Genomic DNA, 23,808 nt, shown 5'->3' with positions numbered 1-23,808 from the left:
AAGGCACCTAAGTGCCTTTTTATAAGAGGTAAGAGATTAGAATTGGTAAATTAAACCAACACCTAACACATCTTTTGTACCTGGTTTATTTTCGTGGTGACCACGATCTTTAACGGTATTTAATTTAGCACCCTCGTCTTTACGATCTAATAAATTGAATTTATATTCAACAATTGCACTAAAGTTTTTGTTTAAATCGTAAGTTGCACCTAAAGACACATATTTAGCTACAGGTGAATTAATTCCTTCTCTATCATGTCCATAATCTTTAACTTTATGTTGAATATAAGCTAAAGATGGAGTTAAACGACCCACTTCTAAATCAATACCATATTGAGCAACTAATTCAAAGCCTCTTAGTTTAACATCATAGTTACTATCAAATTTTAATTTACTTTGGAAGTAGTTAGCGCCTAAATATAAGTCATAGTTTTCATATTTAAGACCAGCTGCCCAAGTATTATGACGATTATCGCTCTCAGTTGTTTGAGCATAACCTGCACCAGCGGTTAAACCAGTATCAAAAATACGCCATTGTGCGTTTGCACCATAAGCCTCTCTTGATTTTCCATTGATACGGTCTGTAAAATACTCAGTATTAGAATTATCACCATTATCTGCATATTGTAAAGCAAAGCTAACATCATCAGTTAAACCAAAGAAGTTGTTGTTACGATAAGTCGCTACCGCTTTAGTACGTGAAGAAAGTACGTTCCAGTCGTTATTTGCTGCTTCACCACCAAATTGTGGTAATACGTCAGTATAAGCAGTGATTGCTTTTAACACACCATCGTTACGACCATAATCGAATGAACCTAAGTCACCAAAGTTTAAACCAGCAAATGCATAGCGAACTTCACTATTTTCAGAGTCTTTACCAGCTTTCGCTTCATATTCCCAACGACCGTAGCCTACTAAGCTATCAGTGATTTGAGTTTGGCCAGACATACCTAGACGAGCTGAAGTATCATCACCTTCATCTTTTTGACCGCGGTCAGTGATGTTGTTAGCTGCTTTTACTCGACCATAAAAGTCAACTTTGTTGCCGTCTTTGTTCCATACTTCGATAGAAGCGTTTGCACCAGCTGCAACTAAAAGTGCAGGGATAGCGATTGCTAATAGATTACGTTTCATTTTTTTACCCTCATGGTTATTTTAATACTGACACAGTCCATAGGATTTGAGTCAATTTCAACTACAATGATTATTCATCCAAAAATAATATCTTTATCTATTATTTTTATCCAATTTTCACAGTAGTGTAAATTATGTATAAAATTTACATAAAATCAAGTGAACTTTTCGTTAAAACTGATGTCTAAGGCTAAAAGAGGGTTTGTTTGGATACTTTTTGTACTTTTTTTGGATTTCTATTATACTTTTTTCATCTAAACCAACTTAATATCGGTTTAGATGAATAAAAACGCAATCAGTTTAGAAATTTGCGTTACGCGGAGTTCTTGGGAATGGAATAACATCTCGGACATTTTGTACACCCGTGACATAGACAATTAAGCGTTCAAATCCCAGACCAAAACCAGAGTGAGGGACTGTGCCATAACGACGTAAATCACGATACCACCAGTAATCTTCTTTTTTAAGACCCATTTCGTCCATTCGTTTATCTAGCATATCTAAGCGTTCTTCACGTTGTGAACCGCCAATAATTTCGCCAATGCCTGGCGCTAACACATCCATTGCTGCCACAGTTTTACCATCGTCATTCATACGCATATAAAATGCTTTGATATCTTTAGGGTAGTTTTTAACAACAACTGGTGCTTTAAAATGTTGCTCAGCTAAATAACGTTCATGTTCTGAAGCTAAATCAATACCCCAACTCACTGGATTTTCAAATTTGGCATCACAATTTTGTAAAATAGTAATTGCATCGGTGTAATCAACTTGTGCAAAATCGGCACTTATAAAATTTTCTAGCCGAGTAATCGCATCTTTATCAATATGCTGAGCAAAAAATTGCATATCATCAGCACGTTTTTCAAGTACTGTCTTAAATACATATTTCAGCATATCTTCAGCTAGCTTGGCGTTATCATCAAGATCAGCAAACGCAACTTCAGGTTCCATCATCCAGAATTCGGCTAAATGACGCGTAGTATTTGAGTTCTCAGCTCTAAACGTTGGACCAAAAGTATAGACTTTAGAAAGCGCACATGCATAAGTTTCAGCATTTAATTGGCCGGATACTGTTAAAAACGCTTCTTTACCAAAAAAGTCTTTATCGTAATCAATTTTATCATTATCGTTTTTTGGAAGATTCAACATATCAAGCGTTGAAACACGAAACATCTCGCCTGCACCTTCGGTATCCGATGCTGTAATAATTGGCGTAGAAAGCCAAAAAAAGCCACGTTCATCAAAAAATTGATGAATAGCTTGAGCAAGCGTATGACGAACACGTGTAATTGCACCGACAATATTGGTTCTTGCACGTAAGTGGGCAACTTCACGCAGATATTCTATTGAGTGACGTTTTGCCGCCATAGGATAAGTTTCAGGATCATCCACAAAGCCATACACATCAACCTGTGTTGCTTGTAATTCGTATTTTTGCCCCTGTCCTGGTGATTCCACAACTTTACCTGTGACTTTAACCGAACAACCCGCAGTTAAGCGCAAAATATCTTGTTCATAATTAGGTAAATTATTTTCGATAACAGCTTGAATTGGCGAAAAGCAAGAGCCATCATAAACTGCTAGAAATGAAATACCTGCTTTAGAATCACGGCGAGTTCTCACCCAACCTTGAACGGAAATGGTGCTACCAACGGCGATTTTGCCTTGTAACACATCAACAATAGGTGCAACTGAATTCATTTTAATTATCCATCTCTACATTAATTTGTTTAAATAAATTTTAAGTAATACTGATATATTTTAACGATTTCCCATAATAAAATGGAATCAATACCCAATTAAAAAATTTTTATACGGATTTACTTTTATAAGATTAATAATAATTTATTATTAATATTTAACATTGAAAGTTCGTTTTAACTCATCAATAAAATCTAAATCTTGAGATATTGTTTTACCTGGACTATCAGATAATTTAGCCACTGATTGATTATTGCATTGCGTTAATTTAATCACAATATTCAAAGCTTTGGTATTCGCTTCGGTTGACGGAATATCACACGCCAAAAAGCCACCAATTCCGAATGACAGTTTTACTCGATGATTAAAATAGTTATAAATTTTAATAGCCTTATCAAAATTTAAACTATCAGAAAAAACGAGTAATTTACTTTTAGGATCTATTCCTAACTGCTGATAATGCGCTATAGCTTTTTCACCCCATTCAATAGAATCTCCTGAATCATGGCGAAGTCCTTGATAACAAGAAGCAAAATGATGATCGAAATCACGCAAAAAAGCATCCATGGTAATACAATCAGTTAATGCAATATCTAAATCATGAGGGTACTCGTCTAACCAAACTCGAAGCGCATCTTTTTGACAATCTTTCAAAATTGGACTTAATCGTTGATGCGCTTGGAACCATTCATGAGCTTGTGTGCCAACGGGATTTAATCCCAAACGATAAGCAAGTAAATAGTTGCTAGTGCTATTAAAATTGTGAAAATTATCTTTCAAATAGCTGATAACGGCTTCTTGTACCGCAAACGAATAACGCCGACGCGTACCAAAATCCATTAAATTAAAACCAGACATATCCATATTAGCCGTTTTTTCATTAAATAGAGCTAATTTATCTTTTAGCCTAGCGATTGCTTCTGGCACACCGATTTGTGGTGAACGATCCTTATGTACAATTTCACTGATTACCGCAAGCAGAGGGACTTCCCATAAGATAACATCTAACCATTTACCTTCAATCGAAATTTCAAGTACACCATCTTCGTTTTTAATGGTGAGTAAATCACTATTGAAGCGCCAATCTTTAAGCCAATTTAAATAGTCGGATTTAAAAAATGGAATACCAGATAAATAGTTAAATTCATCATCCGAAAGCGATAACGATTCCATTAATTTAACTTGATACATTATTTCATCAGCATAATGCCCTAATAAATCATCACTTCGACAACGGAACTGTGCAACAACGGTTGCATCTGGGTAATGATGAAAAACGGCTTGTTGCATATGCAATTTATATGCATCAGTATCTAAAATTGATGTAATTATTGCTGGTAACATATGTATCTATTATTACTACTATAAAGAAAATTCCTCAGATTATAGCAGAATAATAGTGAAGAGATAGATTAATTATGTAATAAGATTATTTTTAATCAGCTATAATACTAACTAAATAGGATATAGATTGAATACCAACCAAAAAGGTCACGACAAAAATGAATACCAAAACAGCTGAATTACAACCCATTGCTAAATATCGTCTCGATTATAAAACCCCAGATTTTACCATTACAGACATTGATCTTGATTTTGATTTGGCGCCAGAAACAACCACAGTCACTGCTCGTAGCCGTGTTGTGCAAAAAAACCAGCAAGCAAACGATCTCATTTTAGATGGCGAAGACCTTAAGCTCATTTCGATCAACATTAATGAACAACCTTGGCAAGATTATCAAATCACTGAAACAGGTCTAATCATTCAGAATGTTCCAAGCGAATTCACCCTTACCATTGTTAACGAAATTAAGCCAATTGATAATACAGCGCTGGAAGGATTATACGTTTCAGGTGAAGCACTATGCACTCAATGCGAAGCAGAAGGATTTAGACATATCACCTATTATCTTGATCGTCCAGATGTTCTTGCTCGCTTTTCAACTCGAATCACTGCCAATAAACAACAATATCCTTATCTACTTTCTAATGGTAACCGTATTGCACAAGGTGAACTTGCTAATGGTCGTCATTGGGTTCAATGGCAAGACCCTTTCCCTAAACCAGCCTATCTATTTGCATTAGTTGCAGGTGATTTTGACATATTGAGAGATCAATTTACCACTCAATCTAATCGTAAAGTTGATTTAGAAATTTATGTTGATAAAGGTAATTTGGACCGTTCACATTGGGCTATGACGAGCTTAAAAAATTCAATGCGCTGGGATGAAACACGCTTTGGTTTAGAATACGATTTAGATATCTTCATGATCGTTGCGGTTGATTTTTTCAATATGGGCGCAATGGAAAATAAAGGTCTGAATATCTTTAACTCCAAATATGTATTAGCCAAACCAGAAACCGCAACCGATACCGACTATTTAGGTATTGAGGGTGTAATTGGTCACGAATATTTTCACAATTGGACTGGCGATCGGGTCACTTGTCGAGATTGGTTCCAACTTAGCTTAAAAGAAGGATTAACGGTATTTCGAGATCAAGAATTCAGTTCTGACATGGGTTCAAGAGCCGTTAAACGTATTGATGACGTTAAATTAATGCGCACAGTACAGTTTGCCGAAGATGCAAGTCCGATGTCACACCCTATTCGCCCTGACCAAGTTATTGAGATGAATAATTTTTATACGGTAACCGTGTATGAGAAAGGCGCAGAAGTGATTCGTATGATGCATACTCTATTAGGCGAAGTCAAATTCCAAGCGGGAATGAAGCTCTATTTTGAACGTCATGACGGTAGTGCAGCAACGTGTGATGATTTTGTAGCAGCAATGCAAGATGCTTCAGGAATCGATTTAACTCAATTCAAATTATGGTATAGCCAATCAGGAACACCTGAATTAACTGTTACTGATAGTTATGACTCCAAAAATCAGCAATATACTTTAACAGTTGAGCAACATACTCCTGCAACTCAAGATCAAGCGAAAAAACAAGCACTGCATATTCCGCTAAATATTGAATTATATCAACATAATGGTGAAGTAATTACACTACAATATCAAGGTAAACCTATTCACCATGTTTTAAATTTAACTCAGTCTAAACAGCAATTTATTTTTGACCATGTTAATGAAAAACCCATTATTTCACTATTACGGGATTTTTCAGCACCTGTTAAATTAACTTATGATTATCAAGATGATGATCTCATATTCTTGATGCAACATGCGACTAATGCTTTTAGTCGTTATGATGCCGCACAAATGTTGTTAGCAAAATATGTACGCTTAAATGTAGCAAATTTCCAAGAAAATCGTGAATTAACACTGCCAGAATCAGTATTAGATGCCTTTAGAGCAGTATTATTATCAGAAACAACTGATCCAGCTTTAATTGCACAAATTCTGACTTTACCGTCTGAAAACGAATTAGCCAATTTATTTAAAGTCATCGATCCAACAGCTATTTATCAAGTTCGTCAGGTTTTACTGAGTCGTTTTGCCAATGAACTGAACGACGAATTAAATGCTGTTTATTTTGATAATAAAGTCGTTGACTATCATATTGAACATAAAGATATTGCTAAGCGATCACTTAAAAACTGCTGTTTAACTTTATTAGCCTATGCGGATAGTAAATCCCATGCCAACACATTAGTAAGTCAGCAATACTATCACGCTAATAACATGACGGATTGCTTAGCTGCTCTAACTACAGCAGTTAAAGCGCAACTTGATTGTTACAATGAATTGTTAACTGATTTTGATAATAAATGGCATAAAGATGGCTTGGTAATGGATAAATGGTTATCCCTTAATGCAACAAGTCCAGATACCCATGTGCTATCAACCGTGAAGAAATTATTAACTCACCGTTCATTCTCAATGAGTAATCCAAATCGCATTCGTGCATTAATTGGAGCTTTTGTAAATAATAACCCTGTTGCTTTTCATGCTGAAGATGGCAGTGGTTATCATTTCTTAGTTGAAATCTTGACTGAGTTGAACCAGAAAAATCCACAAGTTGCTGCTAGATTAATCGATCCTCTGATTCGGTTGAAACGTTATGGCGAAAAACGTCAACAACTGATGCGAACAGCGCTTGAAAGATTACTAAAACTTGATAATCTCTCTAAAGATTTATATGAAAAAATTAGTAAAGCTTTAGCAGCATAATCAATAAAACATATCATCCTACATAATTATAGTAGGATGATATGACTTTATTATTCGATGGTTTTTTACTAAAACGTATAGGTAACCTCAAACTTTTTGACATTTCTACCTTTTAAAAAAATAAGATAACGGACTTTAAATGACAATTACCATAAAAGAAATAACACCTGCTGAGCTAGCACAAAAAATAGAGGCATCTGAAAAGTTATTCTTACTTGATGTCCGTGAACCTAATGAAGTTGCCATTTGTAGTATTAATGGATCAACACATATTCCAATGAATCTTATCCCATTATATTTAGATGAAATTCCAGATGGAATTGATATCGTTATTTACTGCCACCGCGGTGTTAGAAGCTTAAATGTGGCTAACTATTTAGCCGAAAATGGCTTTGATAGCGAATATTTATATAATCTCACGGGTGGAATCGACGCTTGGGCACTCGCTATTGATGAACAGATGACAAGGTATTAAAAGCCCTGACTAAACGGGCTTTATAATATTATATACTTTATATTAATGGGTATTTTGTTTTATTCCTTAGGCATTACCCAATAACCATTTTGATTATGCTCTTTCATATAATCTTTAAACTGTTGGGATTGGTAAATGCGCTTAATATCTTGAGCCCATTGACTGTTTTCATTACCGCCGTTCACAACAACCATAATTTCTAAATCAGGAATAATGGTTTCTAAAAGTAACGCTTTATTTGAGTCAATGTTAGCTGAGTAAACGATACTTCCTGGTATCACCGCAAAATCTACTTCGTTCATAACACGGGGTATATTAGCTGAATCCATTTCAACAATATCAATGCCTGCAATGTTTTGAGCGATATCATTTTTACTAACGATAATTGGATTAGCATTTTCTTTCAATTTTATCCAACCTGCTTTTTCGAGTAAGTTATAAGAACGGGCTGCATTTGACGCATCTTGTGGAATCGCGACTTTAGCCCCCACAAACACTTGCTGCAATGAGGTATATTTATTCGAAAATATGGCTGCCGGTACAGACGGCACATGAACCACTGGCTTTAAATTAGCTTTACGCTGACTATTAAAAACATCCATATAAGCAGTATGCTGAGCGACCGTTAAATCAATACTACCTTCACTTAAAGCCACATCTGATTCAAGTAAATGAGGAAAATTAACTAACTTAACCTTATATCCTTCTGATTCTAATATTGGCTTAACGGCATCTTTAAAAAGATCATTATAGGGGCCAGGCGACACCCCCATACTAATCTCTTTTTTGGTTTGATTATTAGCTTGCTTGGATGAATCGTTACAAGCATTTATAAAAAATGCAGAACATACGATTAATGCTAATGATAGGTATTTAAATAAATTTTGTTTGATAAAACATATTTTCATGTGAGCTACCCTTTGTAAGCTAGAAACATTAGATACACTCTAACATAGAAAAAATAGTTCATTTATTCCATGTAATTCTATCTTATAACTTTTTGGAATAAGATATAAAAAACGATTATTAGAGAGATAAATATGCCTATGTTACCGTTAATAGTATCAATCATTATTAATCGTTGGATATATTATGAGTCAAACTATCGCAAATATTATTCATCGACTCTTTGTCGAGTTACACCAATATCCTGAACTTTCTAATCAGGAATTTGAAACCACAAAACGATTAAAATCTTATTTACAAAAAGCCAATATACGCATTTTGGAATTAGGCGCTAAAACAGGTGTGATAGCAGAAATAGGCTCCGGCTCACCAGTGCTAGCATTACGTGCTGATATTGATGCATTGCCTATCGAAGAACAAACCACGTGTGAATATCGTTCAAAAAATCCAAATGTAATGCATGCCTGTGGACACGACGTACATACTGCTATTTTAATGGGATCAGCATACTTACTAAAAGCACATGAAAAAGATTTAAAAGGAACAATTCGTCTACTATTTCAGCCTGCTGAAGAAAACTTTAGTGGTGCATTACACTTTATTGAAATTGGTGCTTTAAAGGGCGTTGATGCAATATTAGGGCAACATAATAATCCCAATTTAACCATAAATCAGATGGCATCATGTGCTGGGCCGTTTTCTGCTAATGTTGACCGTATTGAAATTACTGTTAAAGGTGTCGGTGCGCATGCAGCAAGACCAGAAACAGGAGTTGATCCTATCGTTGTTGGCGCTCAAATAGTTAATGCAGTTCAAACAATATCAAGTCGAAGTGTGAGCGGATTAGATGCGGTTATCATTAGTATTACCAAATTTCAAGGAGGAAATACTTGGAATGTAATTCCCGAAACGGTAGAAATGGAGGGAACGGTTAGAACGCTCATGCCTGAAATTAGAGCAAAAGTTAAACAGCAGCTAAAAAATATTACTGAAAATATTGCTTCTGCCTTAGGTGCGGAAGCTGAGCTACGCTGGTTTGATGGTCCACCATCCATTATTAATGATGCTAAATGGGTTGAATTTGCCAAACAAGTTGCTAAACATGCAAATTATGAAATCGTCGACTTTAAACCTCAACTTGGTGGCGAAGATTTTGCTCATTACTTACATCACGTTCCCGGCGCTTTTATTAACCTTGGTTCACAAAGTCCTTACGCTGTGCATCATCCTAAATTTCAGCTTAATCGAGATATGATAATGCCTGCCGTTAACTATTTATCTGAACTTGCCAAGCAAGCACTAATTCAATTAGCACAAGATAAAAAAGCAGGTGGTAACTAATGATTAAATTTGAAAATGTATCAAAACAATATGAGCGCAATGGCATTACTACCCAAGCATTAAATAATATCAATTTAACCATAGCAAAGGGGGATATTTATGGCATTATCGGTTATAGTGGAGCAGGAAAAAGCACACTTGTTCGTTTAATTAACTTTCTTGAAAGACCGACTCAAGGCAGTGTCACAATTCAAAACCAATTACTCAATCAACTATCTAGTCAAGAGCTACGTCAAGTTCGTCGAAAAATCGGCATGATCTTCCAGCACTTTAATTTACTTGAATCAAAAACTGTATTTGAAAATGTTGCTATTCCATTAGTCCTAATCAAAAAAGATAAACAAACGATTAAACAAAAAGTGTATGAACTATTGGAGTTTGTGGGATTAAGAGATAAAGCTAATAGCTATCCTAAAGAGCTATCGGGTGGGCAAAAACAGCGCATAGGTATTGCGCGAGCTTTAGCTAACAATCCAGATATACTGCTGTGCGACGAAGCTACATCAGCGCTTGATCCACAAACAACTCAATCCATTTTAGACTTAATAAAACAAATCAATGAAAAATATAAAATAACCGTTGTATTAATCACTCATGAAATGAGTGTTATTGAACGAATTTGTCACAAAGTTGCCGTCATGGAAAAAGGTAACATCATTGAGCATGGTAATGTGCTTGATGTATTTGGCCACCCGAAACATCACACGACACAAAATTTTGTCAGCTCTGTGATAAACGATCAAATTCCAAGTGGTGTAGTTGAAAATCTATTAAAAATAGAAGGAGACAAAAATAATATCAAATTATTTAAATTGGAGTTTTTAGGACGTTCAGCCTCTGAGCCCGTCATTAATTCACTCATTTTACAACAAAAAGTTATCGTGAATATTTTATTTGCCCATATGTCAGAAATCGAAAAAACAGTTTTAGGCAGTATGTTTGTTCAATTAAAAGGTGAGGATAGTAACATTGACCAAGCGGTGCACTATCTACGTGAACGTGGTGTACAAGTTACCAAAATAAAACAATGGGAGATTAATTAAATGCAAATATTTGATAATATACTTAGTTATTTAAGTACGAATTTTGCCACTACTGTCACCTCTGATCAGTTTATACACGCATCTTACGAAACCTTGATTATGGTCGTTTTTTCTTTAATATTGGGCTCTCTGATTGGCATTCCGCTGGGTATCTGTTTAGTAACCACTCGCCCCTCTGGGCTACTTGAAAATAGACGAGTCTATCGCATTATCAACCCAATCATTAATTTAGTGCGTTCATTGCCATTCATTATTTTACTTGTGGCAATTTTGCCTTTAACAAAGTTTATTGTCGGCAGCTCAATTGGTACTACAGCAGCAATTGTTCCACTCACTTTTTATGTGGCTCCTTACATAGCTCGATTAGTGGAAAACTCGTTATTAGACGTAAAAAGCGGTATTATAGAAGCTGCTGAAGCTATGGGCGCAACGCCAATTCAAATAATTTGGCATTTTATGTTACCAGAAGCTTTTAGCTCATTACTTTTAACGCTTACAACCGCCACAATTGGTTTAATTGGAGCGACCGCCATGGCGGGTGCTATTGGTGCAGGTGGTATTGGCGATTTAGCTATTTCATATGGTTATCAACGTTTTGACACGACGGTAACTTACATCTGTGTGTTTATTTTGGTTATTGTCATTCAATTTGTACAAAGTACGGGTAACTATTTAGCCCGCAAGGCACGGCATGAATTGCTTAACTAAGGGATAATATAGAGAGTAAATTACTCTCTTTATTACCTATATTTATTAAACATCTTTATTACTTAAGTTCTATCACCTGAGTTTAAATACGACTTTATTGCAGATTAATAAACAGCAATGAATGTAAAAAAGTTTGAGGTTAACTATACGTTTGAGTATAAAACACACGAATAAGTTCGTTATAACAGGTTTAAATTAGTAAACACAGACTCATTGATAATATGTTTAATAGATTTCATTATTAATAAATATCAAGTAAAATAGGCGAAATTTTAATTCTGGTAGTGTAGGAAATCATTGTGACTGACGCATTACAGCAAAATTTGGTCGAAATACACGATATGTCTTTCTATCGTGGAACTCGGCCTATTTATAAAAATATGAGTTTGACTGTTCAAAAAGGCAAGATAACCGCTATTATGGGGCCTTCTGGAATTGGTAAAACTACACTATTAAGACTGATTGGTGGGCAATTAAAACCACAAACAGGACAAATTTTATTTGATGGTGAAGACATACCAAGCATGTCTCGCTCAAGGCTATATGAAGTACGCAAACGCATGAGTATGCTATTCCAATCAGGTGCATTATTTACTGACCTATCTGTATTTGATAATGTCGCTTATCCTCTACGCGAACACCTTAAATTACCTGAACCAGTATTACATAACTTGGTATTGATGAAGCTACAATCCGTAGGACTTCGCGGTGCAGCAAATATGATGCCATCGGAATTATCTGGTGGGATGGCTAGGCGAGCAGCATTAGCAAGAGCAATTGCGCTTGATCCTGATTTAATCATGTTTGACGAACCTTTTGCTGGGCAAGATCCAATTTCAATGGGCGTAATTGTTAAGCTTATTTCTGAAATTAATCAATCATTAGGATTAACATGCATTGTGGTTAGTCATGATGTAAGCGAAGTGTTGAGTATTGCTGATTACGCCTACATTGTAGCAGAACAGCATATTATCGCTGGTGGTACTTCAGAGCAACTACGTGACAATGATGATTTACGAGTTAAACAATTCTTGGAAGGACTTGCAGATGGACCAGTACCTTTTCATTATCCTGCTAATGATTACAAATTGGACCTAAGCAGAGGTATAAAATAATGTTGAATTTACTCGCAAAAATGGGGCAATGGTTTATTAATGTGATCGCCATGATTGGGCGCTCAGGAATGATGCTATTTGGCGCATTGATTGGTCAACCACAATTTAAAAAACAATTCCCATTACTGGTCAAACAATTCTACTTTGTTGGTGTACAATCATTATCCATTATTATCGTGTCAGGTCTGTTTATCGGCATGGTACTAGCACTACAAGGCTACTTTATTTTAACAACATTTGGGGCTGAAGCCAGTTTAGGGATGTTGGTTGCACTTGCATTGTTACGAGAGCTAGGACCTGTTGTTGCTGGATTACTGTTTGCTGGTCGTGCAGGCTCTGCCTTAACAGCTGAAATCGGTCTTATGAAAGCTACCGAACAGCTATCAAGTATGGAAATGATGGCCGTTGATCCTTTACGCCGCATTATAGCTCCACGGTTCTGGGCAGGATTTTTTAGCATGCCATTTTTAACAGCGATTTTTGTTGCGGTCGGAATCATCGGTGGCGTATTAGTTGGTGTAGATTGGAAAGGGATTGACGCAGGGTTCTTTTGGTCATCCATCCAAAGTAATGTCGATTGGTGGCATGATTTAGGTAACTGTTTTGTTAAAAGTTTTGCATTTGCTATTGCCAGTACTTGGATTGCACTTTTTAATGGATACGATTGTGTACCAACATCAGAAGGAATTAGTCGGGCAACAACTAATACAGTTGTTTATTCATCATTAGTTATTTTGGGGTTAGATTTTATTTTAACCGCATTAATGTTTAGTAATTGAGGTCATTAAACATGAGTCGTAAAGTAGAAATTACAGTAGGATTATTTATGGTGCTGGTTATTGTCTCAGTGCTATTTTTATGCTTTAGAGTAACTGACCCAACATCTTTTGTTAGTCATAACTCTTATCGAGTCTATGCGCAATTTGATAATATTGGTGGTTTGAAAGTACGCTCACCAATTAAAATTGGTGGGGTTGTTATTGGTCGTGTCAGTAATATTAGCTTAAAAACCACGAACAATGAAGATTATAAACCATGGGTAACTATGGATTTAGACACTCAATATAATAAAATTCCAAAATTAAGTTCACTTTCAATTAAAACATCAGGATTATTAGGTGAACAATTTATTGATATCAACTTTGGATTAGATCAAAGCACAGAACATGATATTGATGCTTTAGATGCACCGACATCTTCATCAAATACGGATAGTCAAAATCAAGAAGATAATCATCCTTATCTTAAAGATGGTTCTATTATATATAACACAAAACCAGCAGTGGTTATTGAAGATTTAATTGGACAATTTTTATATAGTGCGGGTGGATCATCAGATAAAGACAAAAAACAAGATACTAATGACAGTAAGGAGTAACTATGTTGACCAAATTTAAACAAACCTTTTTTTTAGTACTTACTTTAATGATAAGTGCTACAGCATTTGCAAACGATCCATATCAAGATATGCAAGTTGCAGCTGACAAAATTTTTAACACGATGAAAGCAGAGTCTTCAACTCTTAAATCCAATCCGAACAAACTTAAAGATATTGTAAGAACGGATTTACTGCCTTACGTACAAGTTAAATATGCAGGGGCATTAATCTTAGGTAATGCATATAAATCAGCGACTGATGCACAGCGTACAGCTTATTTCAAGGCATTTGAAAACTATTTAGTACAAGCATTTGCTCAAGCACTTTCAATGTACAACGGACAAACTTATCAAGTTGAAAAATCAAAAGATTTAGGTGATAAATCACTTGTTTCAATCCGCATATTATTAAATCAGCCAGACAAAAATCAACAACCTATTCGTATCGATTTCCAATGGCGAAAAAATACTGTAACAGGTGAATGGAAAGCCTATGACCTAACTGCGGAAGGGGTAAGCATGGTTACCACTAAACAAAACGAATGGGCAACTGTTCTGCGCCAAAAAGGTATTGATGAATTAACCAAACAATTAAATGATCTATCAAATCGCAATATTGATCCTAACGCTAAATAAAAAGGCTATTTTATAATGTCGCGAATCAAAACAGATAAACAACAAGATGTATTGTACTTACAGGGTGAACTTGATGTTCACTCTTTAAATGATTTATGGACAACGCAAAGCTCTATATTAAATGGTGTTAAATACATTAATTTAGGTGAGCTCACTCGAGTTGATTCTTCAGGACTCGCGACTTTAGTCTATTTTTGTATTAAATATTGTGTAAAACTAAAAAATATTAATCCACAATTACAAACATTAATCACTTTATATGATTTACAACATGTCATAGATGATTAATATATTGGATTTTTATACTGAAACACCCCCATAACCTGAAACTTTTTTACAAAAATTAAAACGTATAATTTATATTAATGATGAGTATAACTAATGGATAAACAAGAAATTATAAATAAATTAAGAAATTCACTTGAACTTGACGATATTCATGTAATGACTGATGATGGAAGTCATTTTCAAGTTATTGCTGTCGGAGAATTATTTACCGATCTTAGCCGTGTAAAAAAACAACAAGCTATTTACGCCCCTTTAGCAGAATTTATTAATGATAATCGTATCCATGCGCTATCCATAAAAACTTATACTCCCACTGAATGGCAACGTGAGCGCAAACTAATAGGATTATAAGAATGATTCTTATTAACCCTTGAATAAACATTTTTTGCCTCAATATTATTTTCTATTAATAGAAAATATCAATGTACATAAGGTATCGCAACATGACTAACCCATTATTAACAAATGCACCATTACCCCTATTTTCGAAGATTAGGCCAGAACATGTTTTACCAGCCATACAAGAAACATTAAAAAACAGCCGAAATACGATCGAAACAGTATTAAAACAAAACAGCCAATATACTTGGGAAAATTTAATTCAACCAATTGATGAAGTGGACGAAAAATTTAGTCGTGCATGGTCACCTGTTAGTCATCTAAACTCGGTCAAAAATAGCCCTGAATTACGCGAAGCTTATGAAGCATGTTTACCACTTCTTTCTGAATTCAGCACTTGGGTTGGTCAACATAAACCTTTATATCAGGCATATAAACAACTTAAAGAAAGTGAACAATACGCCAAACTAACCAAAGCTCAGAAAAAAGTTATTAATAATGCCCTACGTGATTTTGAATTATCAGGCATTGGGCTGCCAGATGAAAAACAAAAACGTTATGGTGAAATTGTTGCGAAACTATCAGAATTATCATCAACCTATAGCAATAATGTATTAGATGCAACTATGGGATGGTCAAAATTAATTACGGATGTTAAAGCCTTATCGGGTCTACCTGAAAGTGCCCTTGTCGCAGCCCAAGAACAGGCTAAAGCTAAAGGTGAAGAAGGCTGGTTACTTACTTTAGATATCCCAAGTTATCTTCCCGTGATGACCTATTGTGATAACCGTGATCTACGATTTGAACTCTATCAAGCTTATAATACCCGAGCATCTGACCAAGGTCCAAATGCTGGCAAATGGGATAATACTAAAATCATTCAAGAAATTTTGACATTACGCGATGAGCTTGCTCAATTATTAGGATTTAAGACCTATGCAGATCAATCACTTGCGACCAAAATGGCAAAATCTACCACGCAAGTAATGGAATTTCTTACCGACCTAGCTTCTAAAGCCAAACCACAAGGCGAAAAAGAACTTGCTGAACTTAAACGTTACGCTTACGAATTTTTCGGTGCCAGTGATATACAACCATGGGACATCGCTTATTACAGCGAAAAACAAAAACAGCACCTTTACACCATCAATGATGAAGAGTTACGACCATATTTCCCAGAGCAACGTGTAATTAGCGGTTTATTTGAAGTCGTACATCGAATCTTTGGCATTACCGCGAAAGAGCGCAAAGGTGTTGATGTTTGGGACCCTGAAGTTAAATTCTACGATCTGTATACTGCTAATGGTGAATTAAAAGGTAGCTTCTATCTTGATTTATATGCTCGCGAACATAAACGTGGTGGAGCTTGGATGGATGATTGTATTGGTCGTATGCACTTTGCGGATGGTCATACACAAAATCCTGTTGCTTATTTAACGTGTAATTTTAACCGACCTATTGGTGATAAACCTGCGTTATTTACCCATAACGAAGTCACTACCCTATTTCATGAATTTGGGCATGGTTTACACCACATGTTAACTGAAATTGAAGTACCGGGTGTTGCAGGTATTAATGGTGTACCTTGGGATGCGGTAGAATTACCAAGCCAATTTTTAGAAAACTGGTGCTGGGAGCCTGAAGCACTTTCGTTTATATCTGGACATTATCAAACTGGTGAGCCATTACCAAAAGAGATGCTAGATAAAATGTTGGATGCTAAAAACTATCAAGCAGCATTATTTATTTTACGTCAATTAGAGTTTGGCTTGTTTGACTTTACGTTACACAGTCAAAAAGATCCGGATATTTTAGAAACACTTAAAAAAGTCCGACAACAAGTAGCTGTGGTTCCAACGGTTGAATGGGGTCGATTCCCACACGCTTTCAGTCATATTTTTGCAGGTGGTTATGCTGCTGGTTACTATAGTTATTTATGGGCAGAAGTATTGTCGGCTGATGCATTTTCACGTTTTGAAGAAGAAGGTATCTTCAATACTAACACGGGTAATGCTTTTCTTGACAATATCTTGTCACAAGGTGGCAGCGATGAACCAATGACGCTATTTAAAAATTTCCGTGGTCGTGAACCACAACTTGAGGCATTGCTTCGTCACTATGGAATTAAGTAATACAGATACTGCTCAGCTAAAGTTATTTGCTGAGCAGTGGTTGGCCACGCATACCGATCTGCCGTTCACTCTTGTAAATCAAAACAATCAACTCGAATTACAAAAAAACGACGAACCCAAATTAGGCTCAATATGCGTCAATTTTGTATCTGGCGCTATGGCACATCGCCGTCAATTTGGCGGAGGACGAGGTGAAGCTATTGCCAAAGCAGTTGGCGTCAAAGGTGAGTATTTACCAACGGTTGTAGATGCCACAGCTGGACTGGGTCGCGACGCATTTGTACTTGCTGCTATTGGTTGTCATGTCACTATGTTTGAACGTCATCCTGTTGTTGCTGCACTGTTAGAAGATGGTCTACAGCGTGCTTATTTAGATGAAAATATGGGTGCTTGGTTACAGCAACATCTACGTCTGATTTATCACTCAAGTATTGATGGGTTATGCACTTACACTCAAAAACCAGATGTGGTCTATCTTGATCCTATGTTTCCTCATCGAACCAAAAGTGCACTAGTCAAAAAAGAGATGCGAATATTTCAACAATTAGTGGGCAGCGATGATGATTCAGACAGTTTACTTGAACCAGCAAGACAGTTAGCCAACAAAAGAGTGGTGGTTAAACGTCCTAGTTACGCACCTTTTTTAGCTAACCAAAAACCAACAGCAGAAATTAAAACGAAAAATCACCGTTTTGATATTTATACCCCTTTAAAGTAATACAGGAATATTCATAATTTATGCGATTAGATAAGTTTCTTGCTCATCATCTCGGCATCAGTCGAACGATTGTTAATAAAGAATTAAAAGCGAAAAAAGTCACGGTCGACGGTGAAATTATTAAATCAGGTGCTTATCAATTGTCACCCGAACAGATAGTTGAATATGATGGTTATGAGATTACACCTGTGACCAATAACCGCTATTTTATGCTAAATAAGCCCCAAGGTTATGTGTGTTCAACTGATGATCCTGATCATCCAACAATTCTTTATTTTATTGATGAGCCTATGCCCGAAAAACTTCATGCCGCGGGTCGATTGGATCTTGATACAACCGGATTGGTATTATTGACTGATGATGGTAAGTGGTCACATCGCATTACTTCTCCTAAACATCATTGTGAAAAAATCTATTGGGTGACAGTTGAGCGCCCATTAACCGCAGATCTCATTGAAATTTTTAACAATGGCATTCAATTAAAAAGTGAGAAATCACTAACTAAACCAGCTAAATTAAATATTATTGATGATTTCCATGCGGAGCTTACCATTAGCGAAGGACGATATCATCAAGTTAAACGTATGTTTGCGGCTGTAGATAATCATGTAGTTGCATTACATCGTAAACAAATAGGTAATATTAAGGTCGATATTCCTGAAGGTGAATACCGTCCCCTTACCCAAGATGAAATCAATTCGTTTAACCAGAATTAAGATATTTAACAACTTTAACTATTTTTACTGTATTAAACGGATAATTAATATTTCAAAATCTCTTACAAAATTGCATGTAACGTTATCGTTTTTTAAATAACATTTTAATTAACTTACAGGTTAAAACAGGTACAGGACTTAATAGGTGCAAGATCAACATTTACAGTTAGGAATCAATATTTCCAAAAAAAAACTGATTTTAATTCTTGGATTATTATCTATGTTAATGCCGTTATCCATAGATATGTATCTACCCAGCATGCCAACCATTGCGCAAGATTTTAATGTAGCCGATGCAACAGTACAACTTACTATTAGCTGTTATTTATTAGGATTTTCTTTTGGACAACTTTTATTTGGCCCTATTACTGATAGCTACGGACGGCGTTACGTTTTAATTGCGGGTCTAATTATTTTTATAGTTGCCGCATTAATTTGTGGTATTGCATCGAATATCAATCAATTAATTACTGCGCGCTTTTTTCACGGTATTGCTGCCGCTGCAACATCAATAGTAATTAATGCGTTAATGAAAGATATTTATCGTGATCGCGATGAATTTTCTAAAATGATGTCATTTGTCATGTTGATATCCAATGTTGCTCCACTCCTTGCACCGATCATTGGTGGATTTATTCTATATTGGTTTAATTGGCAAGCTAATTTTTACACTATCAGTCTAACGGCACTAATAGGGCTGGCTTTAGTTATCATCTTTATTCCAGAAACATTATCAAAGGCAAAACGATCTAAATTTAGTTTTACCCGTATTTTGAGTAATTTCATTACGTTGTTCCGTCATGGACAAGTATTGGCTTATATGATGATAGGCGCCTTTGCCGGTGCAGGTTTATTCTCATTTTTAAGTTTGGGACCTTTTGTTTACATGAACCTGCATGGTGTTGCATCCATACATTTTGGTTATTACTTTGCACTTAATATTGTTGTTATGGTGTTTATGAATACCCTAAATAGTCGTTTGGTTAAACATGTAGGCTCATTTAAAATGATGCAGTTAGGTCTTTTTATCCAATTTGTCATGGCAATTGGACTTATGATCGTGACATTATTTAATTTAGGTTTCATCTATTTAGTTATCTGCATTGCTGGATATATTGGCTGTATGTCAACCATAGGCGGAAATAGTATGGCTATTATTTTAGATTTTTACCCGCATATCGCAGGAACGGCCTCTTCGCTTGCTGGCACAATTCGATTCGCAGTAGCGGGAGCCGTTGGTATATCACTATCATTCCTAGTCTCAAATCTTACAACAGTAACGACAGTTTCAGACAATAGTTCTGAATGGCTAATGACAGGCTCCATGGTTTTATGTAATTTTTTGGCAGTCGGTTTATTTTTAAAAATCAGAAATATTAAAAGGAAATAACGATGATCTATCGATTAGGGGATTTATGTCCACAAATTCATGAACATTGTTTTATTGCCAAATCGGCTGATATTATTGGTAATGTGATTTTAGAGCAAGGAGTATCGATTTGGTTTAATGCTGTCTTACGCGGTGATATTGCACCAATCTATATAGGCAAAAATAGCAATGTGCAAGATAATTGTACAGTGCATATTGAAACCGATATACCCTGTATTGTGGGTGAAAATGTAACGATTGGTCATAACGTTATTCTTCATAGTTGTCACATTGAGGATAATGTTTTAATCGGTATGGGAAGTACTATCTTAAATAATGCGAGAATTGCTAAAAATTGTTTAGTTGGCGCCAATTCATTAGTGACACATTCATTACCTTATGAAGAAGGATGTTTAATTATGGGGTCACCAGCCAAAATTATTCGCAAACTCACTGAAGCTGAAATTGCTGCTAATAAACAAAATGCTCTAAATTATGTACAAAACGGACAAAAATTTAGCAAAATCCTATCACCGATTGATTAATACCAACAAGAATAATGATGCTTTAGGGTTTATTCACTCTGTGAGAGGGTGCAATTTATGATAAAATGCTAACAATTTTAACTGTTGCAATTGTTTAGGTACGTACTTGAAAAAGTCAAAAACAACAAGAAAACAGATAATCACTCAATTCATTTTACTGGCAATTATAGGATTATCTGTTGGTCTATTTTTATCCTTATATTCTTATAATCCATCTGATCCTGGATGGTCTCGTACTGCATGGCACAATCCAATCAGTAATTATTGTGGTATCATTGGCGCCTATGTTTCAGATATTTTATTCCAATTCCTAGGTTTTATTGCTTTTTGTATCCCTTTTATCTCGATATTCTTTAGCTCACAAATGGTGGTCTACTATTATCGTAACCCCAATGCTCCTATCAATTACTTTAGTTTGTCATTTCGCATTATTGGTATTTTAGCGTTTATTTTCAGCAGCACAGGTTTCTTTGCTTTAAATATTCGTGATGCAGAACAATTCAATGCTGGAGGATATTTAGGTGCAATTGTAATTGAAAGTCTTTTACCGGTAATGAATGCCCTAACCACTTCATTGGCATTATTAATTACCAGTCTTGCCTGCATCACTTTATTAACTGGATTATCTTGGTTTTACTTAATGGAAAAATTAGGTGCTTTGGTTATGTGGCTCATTACGCCATTCTCAAAGTTAATTTTATCACGTGAAACCAACCAAATAATAAATACCAACCAACAATCTGATAAAGCGTCATCCGTTGTTGGCAAAGAACAAGAACCAAAATTAACTATGCCTATTGATAACGAGACGGTAAATACAGATACCGCTCAATCAACATCAATCATAGCAAGTGAAGAAAAAATACAGCATGATATCAATACAGATAAAGCTGAACAACGTGCCGAATCCAACAACCTTAAAGATGATGAGAAACTCATCAAAACGGCTGAACAATTATTACAAGAACTTGAAAAAACAACGACAGATCAAGTCAATTCAACCAATCAAGTAACTCGTGATGAGTCTAAAAAAGAGGCTGACTCTAATGATATTTTAGCTCGTATGGAAGTAATCATAAAAAATATGAATGAGCGAAAAACATCATCTGACATGCAATCAGATAAATCTGAAGAAGTACAAGCTTTGGAAGAAAATAAATATACAATTTCTGATGCACCGAGCAAACCTTTATTCACATCAGGCTATCAAGCGCCTAAAATAGAGCAAACCCAAGAAGTTGAGTTAACACCGTTTGAGCCTATCAGTGAAATAACACCACCAAAAGTTAATCTTTCAACAACAATTAATGATCAAAATGAGCATGAAGAACTTAAAGAAAAAATCATTGAAAGAGAACAACCTTATGATGTCGATATTGAATCGCTAAAAAAAGCGAATCCTGTTATTGATGATATCTATCTAAATGAAGAAGAGATTGACCAGATTGAAGAAATACCGCAATCTCCTACTTTTGCTGTTGAAGCAGAGCCGGTAAGTGAAGTTCAGGTTAATGAAGATAACGATGAAAATACTGAAGAAGAAAGCGAAGAAGATGGCTTAATTCATCCTTTATTAAGACGTAATGATAAACCTTTGCCAAAACCAACAACTCCTTTACCATCGTTAAATTTGCTGACGGCACCGCCTACTACGCGAATAGAAATTGATCATTCAGCGTTAAATGCAACAGCCAATCTTTTAGAAAAAAGTTTATCTGATTATCGTGTGAAAGCAAGAGTCGTTGACTATTTACCGGGACCTGTTATTACTCGCTTTGAAATTGAACTTGCACCAGGTATCAAAGCTGCACGCATTTCAACATTAGATCGCGATTTAGCTCGCTCATTATCCATGCCATCTGTACGTGTGGTGGAAGTGATTCCGGGTAAACCTTATGTGGGAATTGAGTTACCTAATAAAAATCGCCAAACAGTCTATTTTAGAGATGTGCTTGATAGCCCTCAATTTAGAAATGCACAATCACCACTTACCGTTGTTCTTGGTAAAGATATCTCTGGGCAATCTGTGGTTGCTGATTTAGCTAAAATGCCTCATCTACTTGTTGCAGGTACTACGGGGTCAGGTAAATCGGTTGGTGTTAATGCGATGATCTTAAGTATTTTATATAAATCAAAACCTGAAGATGTAAGATTTATCATGATAGATCCAAAAATGCTTGAGTTATCCATTTATGAAGGTATTCCACATCTATTAACCCAAGTTGTTACTGATATGAAAGATGCAGCTAATGCACTTAATTGGTGTGTCAATGAAATGGAACGCCGTTATCGCCTTATGTCAGCGTTTGGTGTACGCAATATTGCAGGCTATAATGATAAAATTAAAGAAGCAGAAAATATGGGTAAACCAATCCCAGATCCACTTTGGAAACCCACTGACAGTATGGATCTAGACAGACCAATGCTGGAAAAACTGCCTTACATTGTCGTTATGGTCGATGAATTTGCTGATCTTATTATGGCGGTTGGAAAAAAAGTGGAAGAGTTAATCGCTAGATTAGCACAAAAAGCAAGAGCTGCAGGTATCCACTTGGTATTAGCCACCCAGCGACCATCGGTAGATGTGATTACGGGTTTAATTAAAGCTAACATTCCTACCCGTATTGCTTTTACTGTATCAAGTAAAATTGATTCGCGCACCATTTTAGATCAGATGGGAGCGGAATCATTGCTTGGTATGGGTGATATGCTTTATTTAGCGCCGAATAGTTCTATTCCAATTCGTGTTCACGGTGCATTTGTCCGTGATGAAGAAGTACACGCTGTGGTGCAAGATTGGAAAGCGCGCGGTACACCAAAATATATTGAAAATGTGACCGTAGCGACCGATGACGGTGAAAATGGTAGTTCGGATATGTTTCAGGAAGAACTCGATCCACTATTTGACCAAGTGGTGGATTTTGTCGTTGAAACACAAAGAGCATCAATATCGAGCGTACAACGAAAATTCCGTATTGGTTATAATAGAGCAGCCCGAATTGTTGAACAAATGGAAGCGGAAGGCATTATTAGTCCTCCTGCCCATAATGGGAATCGTGAAGTACTTGCAGCACCATCCCACAATAATTATTGATTTTAATAAATAAAAAGTACGCCAACCATTTT

21 protein-coding genes are annotated in these 23,808 nt (G+C 35.8%); 17 read left to right on the top strand and 4 right to left on the bottom strand.

The annotated features are described in order from the left end of the window. Nucleotides 1-36: 36 nt before the first annotated feature. The 3 genes from H3T96_RS00900 to pncB all read right to left on the bottom strand — a co-directional run bounded on the left by H3T96_RS00900 (nt 37) and on the right by pncB (nt 4,182). Entirely contained in the window at nt 37-1,134 is a 1,098-nt protein-coding gene (locus H3T96_RS00900) for a porin (RefSeq protein WP_144091339.1), read from the bottom strand. Between the two features lie 300 nt (nt 1,135-1,434). Further along, the gene (gene asnS / locus H3T96_RS00895) at nt 1,435-2,838 is read right to left on the bottom strand and encodes an asparagine--tRNA ligase (protein ID WP_065738600.1); all 1,404 of its coding nucleotides are present in this window, start codon (nt 2,836-2,838) and stop codon (nt 1,435-1,437) included. Nucleotides 2,839-2,988: 150 nt separating this feature from the next. After that, the gene (gene pncB, locus H3T96_RS00890; protein ID WP_144091338.1) at nt 2,989-4,182 is read right to left on the bottom strand and encodes a nicotinate phosphoribosyltransferase; all 1,194 of its coding nucleotides are present in this window, start codon (nt 4,180-4,182) and stop codon (nt 2,989-2,991) included. Between the two features lie 158 nt (nt 4,183-4,340). On the opposite strand from pncB, the gene pepN reads away from it, so the two are divergent. Then, nucleotides 4,341-6,974, top strand: coding sequence for an aminopeptidase N (gene pepN / locus H3T96_RS00885; RefSeq protein WP_144091337.1), 2,634 nt, complete (start codon nt 4,341-4,343; stop codon nt 6,972-6,974). 139 nt (nt 6,975-7,113) lie between these two features. Continuing rightward, on the top strand, nt 7,114-7,449 hold the full coding sequence (locus tag H3T96_RS00880) for a rhodanese-like domain-containing protein (protein ID WP_144091336.1): 336 nt from the start codon (nt 7,114-7,116) through the stop codon (nt 7,447-7,449). 59 nt (nt 7,450-7,508) lie between these two features. Here the strand turns inward: H3T96_RS00880 and H3T96_RS00875 are convergent, their stop codons facing one another. Further along, nucleotides 7,509-8,357 (bottom strand): MetQ/NlpA family ABC transporter substrate-binding protein, encoded by an 849-nt coding sequence (locus H3T96_RS00875; RefSeq protein ID WP_144091335.1) that lies wholly within the window; start codon nt 8,355-8,357, stop codon nt 7,509-7,511. Nucleotides 8,358-8,541: 184 nt separating this feature from the next. Here H3T96_RS00875 and H3T96_RS00870 point away from each other — a divergent pair, with 184 nt between their 5' ends. The 15 genes from H3T96_RS00870 to H3T96_RS14920 all read left to right on the top strand — a co-directional run bounded on the left by H3T96_RS00870 (nt 8,542) and on the right by H3T96_RS14920 (nt 23,776). Further along, complete coding sequence (locus tag H3T96_RS00870; RefSeq protein ID WP_144091334.1) at nt 8,542-9,696, top strand: amidohydrolase; 1,155 nt, start codon at nt 8,542-8,544, stop codon at nt 9,694-9,696. Then, a complete protein-coding gene (locus H3T96_RS00865) occupies nt 9,696-10,739 on the top strand; it encodes a methionine ABC transporter ATP-binding protein (RefSeq protein ID WP_086318328.1) in 1,044 nt (347 codons plus the stop codon). Before H3T96_RS00870 ends, H3T96_RS00865 begins: the two co-directional genes overlap by 1 nt. Next, the gene (locus H3T96_RS00860) at nt 10,740-11,447 is read left to right on the top strand and encodes a methionine ABC transporter permease (protein WP_086326578.1); all 708 of its coding nucleotides are present in this window, start codon (nt 10,740-10,742) and stop codon (nt 11,445-11,447) included. Nucleotides 11,448-11,746: 299 nt separating this feature from the next. After that, nucleotides 11,747-12,562, top strand: coding sequence for a phospholipid ABC transporter ATP-binding protein MlaF (mlaF, locus tag H3T96_RS00855; RefSeq protein ID WP_216354991.1), 816 nt, complete (start codon nt 11,747-11,749; stop codon nt 12,560-12,562). Beyond that, nucleotides 12,562-13,341: a lipid asymmetry maintenance ABC transporter permease subunit MlaE gene (mlaE, locus tag H3T96_RS00850; RefSeq protein WP_198248562.1), complete on the top strand. Its 780-nt coding sequence runs from the start codon at nt 12,562-12,564 to the stop codon at nt 13,339-13,341. Before mlaF ends, mlaE begins: the two co-directional genes overlap by 1 nt. 11 nt (nt 13,342-13,352) lie before the next feature. Further along, entirely contained in the window at nt 13,353-13,940 is a 588-nt protein-coding gene (mlaD, locus tag H3T96_RS00845) for an outer membrane lipid asymmetry maintenance protein MlaD (RefSeq protein ID WP_086318324.1), read from the top strand. Between the two features lie 2 nt (nt 13,941-13,942). After that, the gene (mlaC, locus tag H3T96_RS00840) at nt 13,943-14,575 is read left to right on the top strand and encodes a phospholipid-binding protein MlaC (RefSeq protein ID WP_086318323.1); all 633 of its coding nucleotides are present in this window, start codon (nt 13,943-13,945) and stop codon (nt 14,573-14,575) included. A 15-nt stretch (nt 14,576-14,590) separates the two neighbouring features. Continuing rightward, on the top strand, nt 14,591-14,863 hold the full coding sequence (locus H3T96_RS00835; protein ID WP_025316248.1) for an STAS domain-containing protein: 273 nt from the start codon (nt 14,591-14,593) through the stop codon (nt 14,861-14,863). A 93-nt stretch (nt 14,864-14,956) separates the two neighbouring features. Beyond that, nucleotides 14,957-15,214, top strand: coding sequence for a BolA family protein (locus H3T96_RS00830; protein WP_086318322.1), 258 nt, complete (start codon nt 14,957-14,959; stop codon nt 15,212-15,214). A 92-nt stretch (nt 15,215-15,306) separates the two neighbouring features. Beyond that, nucleotides 15,307-17,334: an oligopeptidase A gene (prlC, locus tag H3T96_RS00825; protein ID WP_086325901.1), complete on the top strand. Its 2,028-nt coding sequence runs from the start codon at nt 15,307-15,309 to the stop codon at nt 17,332-17,334. Further along, a complete protein-coding gene (locus H3T96_RS00820) occupies nt 17,321-18,052 on the top strand; it encodes a class I SAM-dependent methyltransferase (protein ID WP_086325902.1) in 732 nt (243 codons plus the stop codon). The genes prlC and H3T96_RS00820 overlap by 14 nt, the downstream gene beginning before the upstream one ends. Nucleotides 18,053-18,072: 20 nt before the next feature. Further along, the gene (gene rsuA / locus H3T96_RS00815) at nt 18,073-18,768 is read left to right on the top strand and encodes a 16S rRNA pseudouridine(516) synthase RsuA (protein ID WP_086325903.1); all 696 of its coding nucleotides are present in this window, start codon (nt 18,073-18,075) and stop codon (nt 18,766-18,768) included. Between the two features lie 145 nt (nt 18,769-18,913). Then, nucleotides 18,914-20,158 (top strand): Bcr/CflA family multidrug efflux MFS transporter, encoded by a 1,245-nt coding sequence (locus tag H3T96_RS00810; protein ID WP_198248561.1) that lies wholly within the window; start codon nt 18,914-18,916, stop codon nt 20,156-20,158. A gap of 2 nt (nt 20,159-20,160) precedes the next feature. Next, nucleotides 20,161-20,682, top strand: coding sequence for a gamma carbonic anhydrase family protein (locus tag H3T96_RS00805; protein WP_144091333.1), 522 nt, complete (start codon nt 20,161-20,163; stop codon nt 20,680-20,682). Between the two features lie 106 nt (nt 20,683-20,788). After that, nucleotides 20,789-23,776 (top strand): DNA translocase FtsK, encoded by a 2,988-nt coding sequence (locus tag H3T96_RS14920; RefSeq protein WP_198248560.1) that lies wholly within the window; start codon nt 20,789-20,791, stop codon nt 23,774-23,776. The last annotated feature ends 32 nt before the right edge of the window (nt 23,777-23,808 follow it).

The organism is Gilliamella sp. W8136, assembly GCF_016101285.1.
GTDB classification, from domain to species: domain Bacteria; phylum Pseudomonadota; class Gammaproteobacteria; order Enterobacterales; family Orbaceae; genus Gilliamella; species Gilliamella apicola_N.
This window is presented reverse-complemented; position numbering and strand designations above follow the sequence as displayed.

What these genes read in the sequence shown, in the direction of transcription:
- H3T96_RS00875 (WP_144091335.1), bottom strand. Translation starts at nt 8,357, where the DNA reads ATGAAAATATGTTTTATCAAACAAAATTTATTTAAATACCTATCATTA.
- H3T96_RS00835 (WP_025316248.1), top strand. Translation starts at nt 14,591, where the DNA reads ATGTCGCGAATCAAAACAGATAAACAACAAGATGTATTGTACTTACAG.
- H3T96_RS00880 (WP_144091336.1), top strand. Translation starts at nt 7,114, where the DNA reads ATGACAATTACCATAAAAGAAATAACACCTGCTGAGCTAGCACAAAAA.
- asnS (WP_065738600.1), bottom strand. Translation starts at nt 2,838, where the DNA reads ATGAATTCAGTTGCACCTATTGTTGATGTGTTACAAGGCAAAATCGCC.
- H3T96_RS00805 (WP_144091333.1), top strand. Translation starts at nt 20,161, where the DNA reads ATGATCTATCGATTAGGGGATTTATGTCCACAAATTCATGAACATTGT.
- mlaC (WP_086318323.1), top strand. Translation starts at nt 13,943, where the DNA reads ATGTTGACCAAATTTAAACAAACCTTTTTTTTAGTACTTACTTTAATG.
- rsuA (WP_086325903.1), top strand. Translation starts at nt 18,073, where the DNA reads ATGCGATTAGATAAGTTTCTTGCTCATCATCTCGGCATCAGTCGAACG.
- H3T96_RS00900 (WP_144091339.1), bottom strand. Translation starts at nt 1,134, where the DNA reads ATGAAACGTAATCTATTAGCAATCGCTATCCCTGCACTTTTAGTTGCA.
- mlaD (WP_086318324.1), top strand. Translation starts at nt 13,353, where the DNA reads ATGAGTCGTAAAGTAGAAATTACAGTAGGATTATTTATGGTGCTGGTT.
- H3T96_RS00820 (WP_086325902.1), top strand. Translation starts at nt 17,321, where the DNA reads ATGGAATTAAGTAATACAGATACTGCTCAGCTAAAGTTATTTGCTGAG.
- H3T96_RS00865 (WP_086318328.1), top strand. Translation starts at nt 9,696, where the DNA reads ATGATTAAATTTGAAAATGTATCAAAACAATATGAGCGCAATGGCATT.
- H3T96_RS00870 (WP_144091334.1), top strand. Translation starts at nt 8,542, where the DNA reads ATGAGTCAAACTATCGCAAATATTATTCATCGACTCTTTGTCGAGTTA.
- prlC (WP_086325901.1), top strand. Translation starts at nt 15,307, where the DNA reads ATGACTAACCCATTATTAACAAATGCACCATTACCCCTATTTTCGAAG.
- pncB (WP_144091338.1), bottom strand. Translation starts at nt 4,182, where the DNA reads ATGTTACCAGCAATAATTACATCAATTTTAGATACTGATGCATATAAA.
- H3T96_RS00860 (WP_086326578.1), top strand. Translation starts at nt 10,740, where the DNA reads ATGCAAATATTTGATAATATACTTAGTTATTTAAGTACGAATTTTGCC.
- H3T96_RS00830 (WP_086318322.1), top strand. Translation starts at nt 14,957, where the DNA reads ATGGATAAACAAGAAATTATAAATAAATTAAGAAATTCACTTGAACTT.
- mlaE (WP_198248562.1), top strand. Translation starts at nt 12,562, where the DNA reads ATGTTGAATTTACTCGCAAAAATGGGGCAATGGTTTATTAATGTGATC.
- pepN (WP_144091337.1), top strand. Translation starts at nt 4,341, where the DNA reads ATGAATACCAAAACAGCTGAATTACAACCCATTGCTAAATATCGTCTC.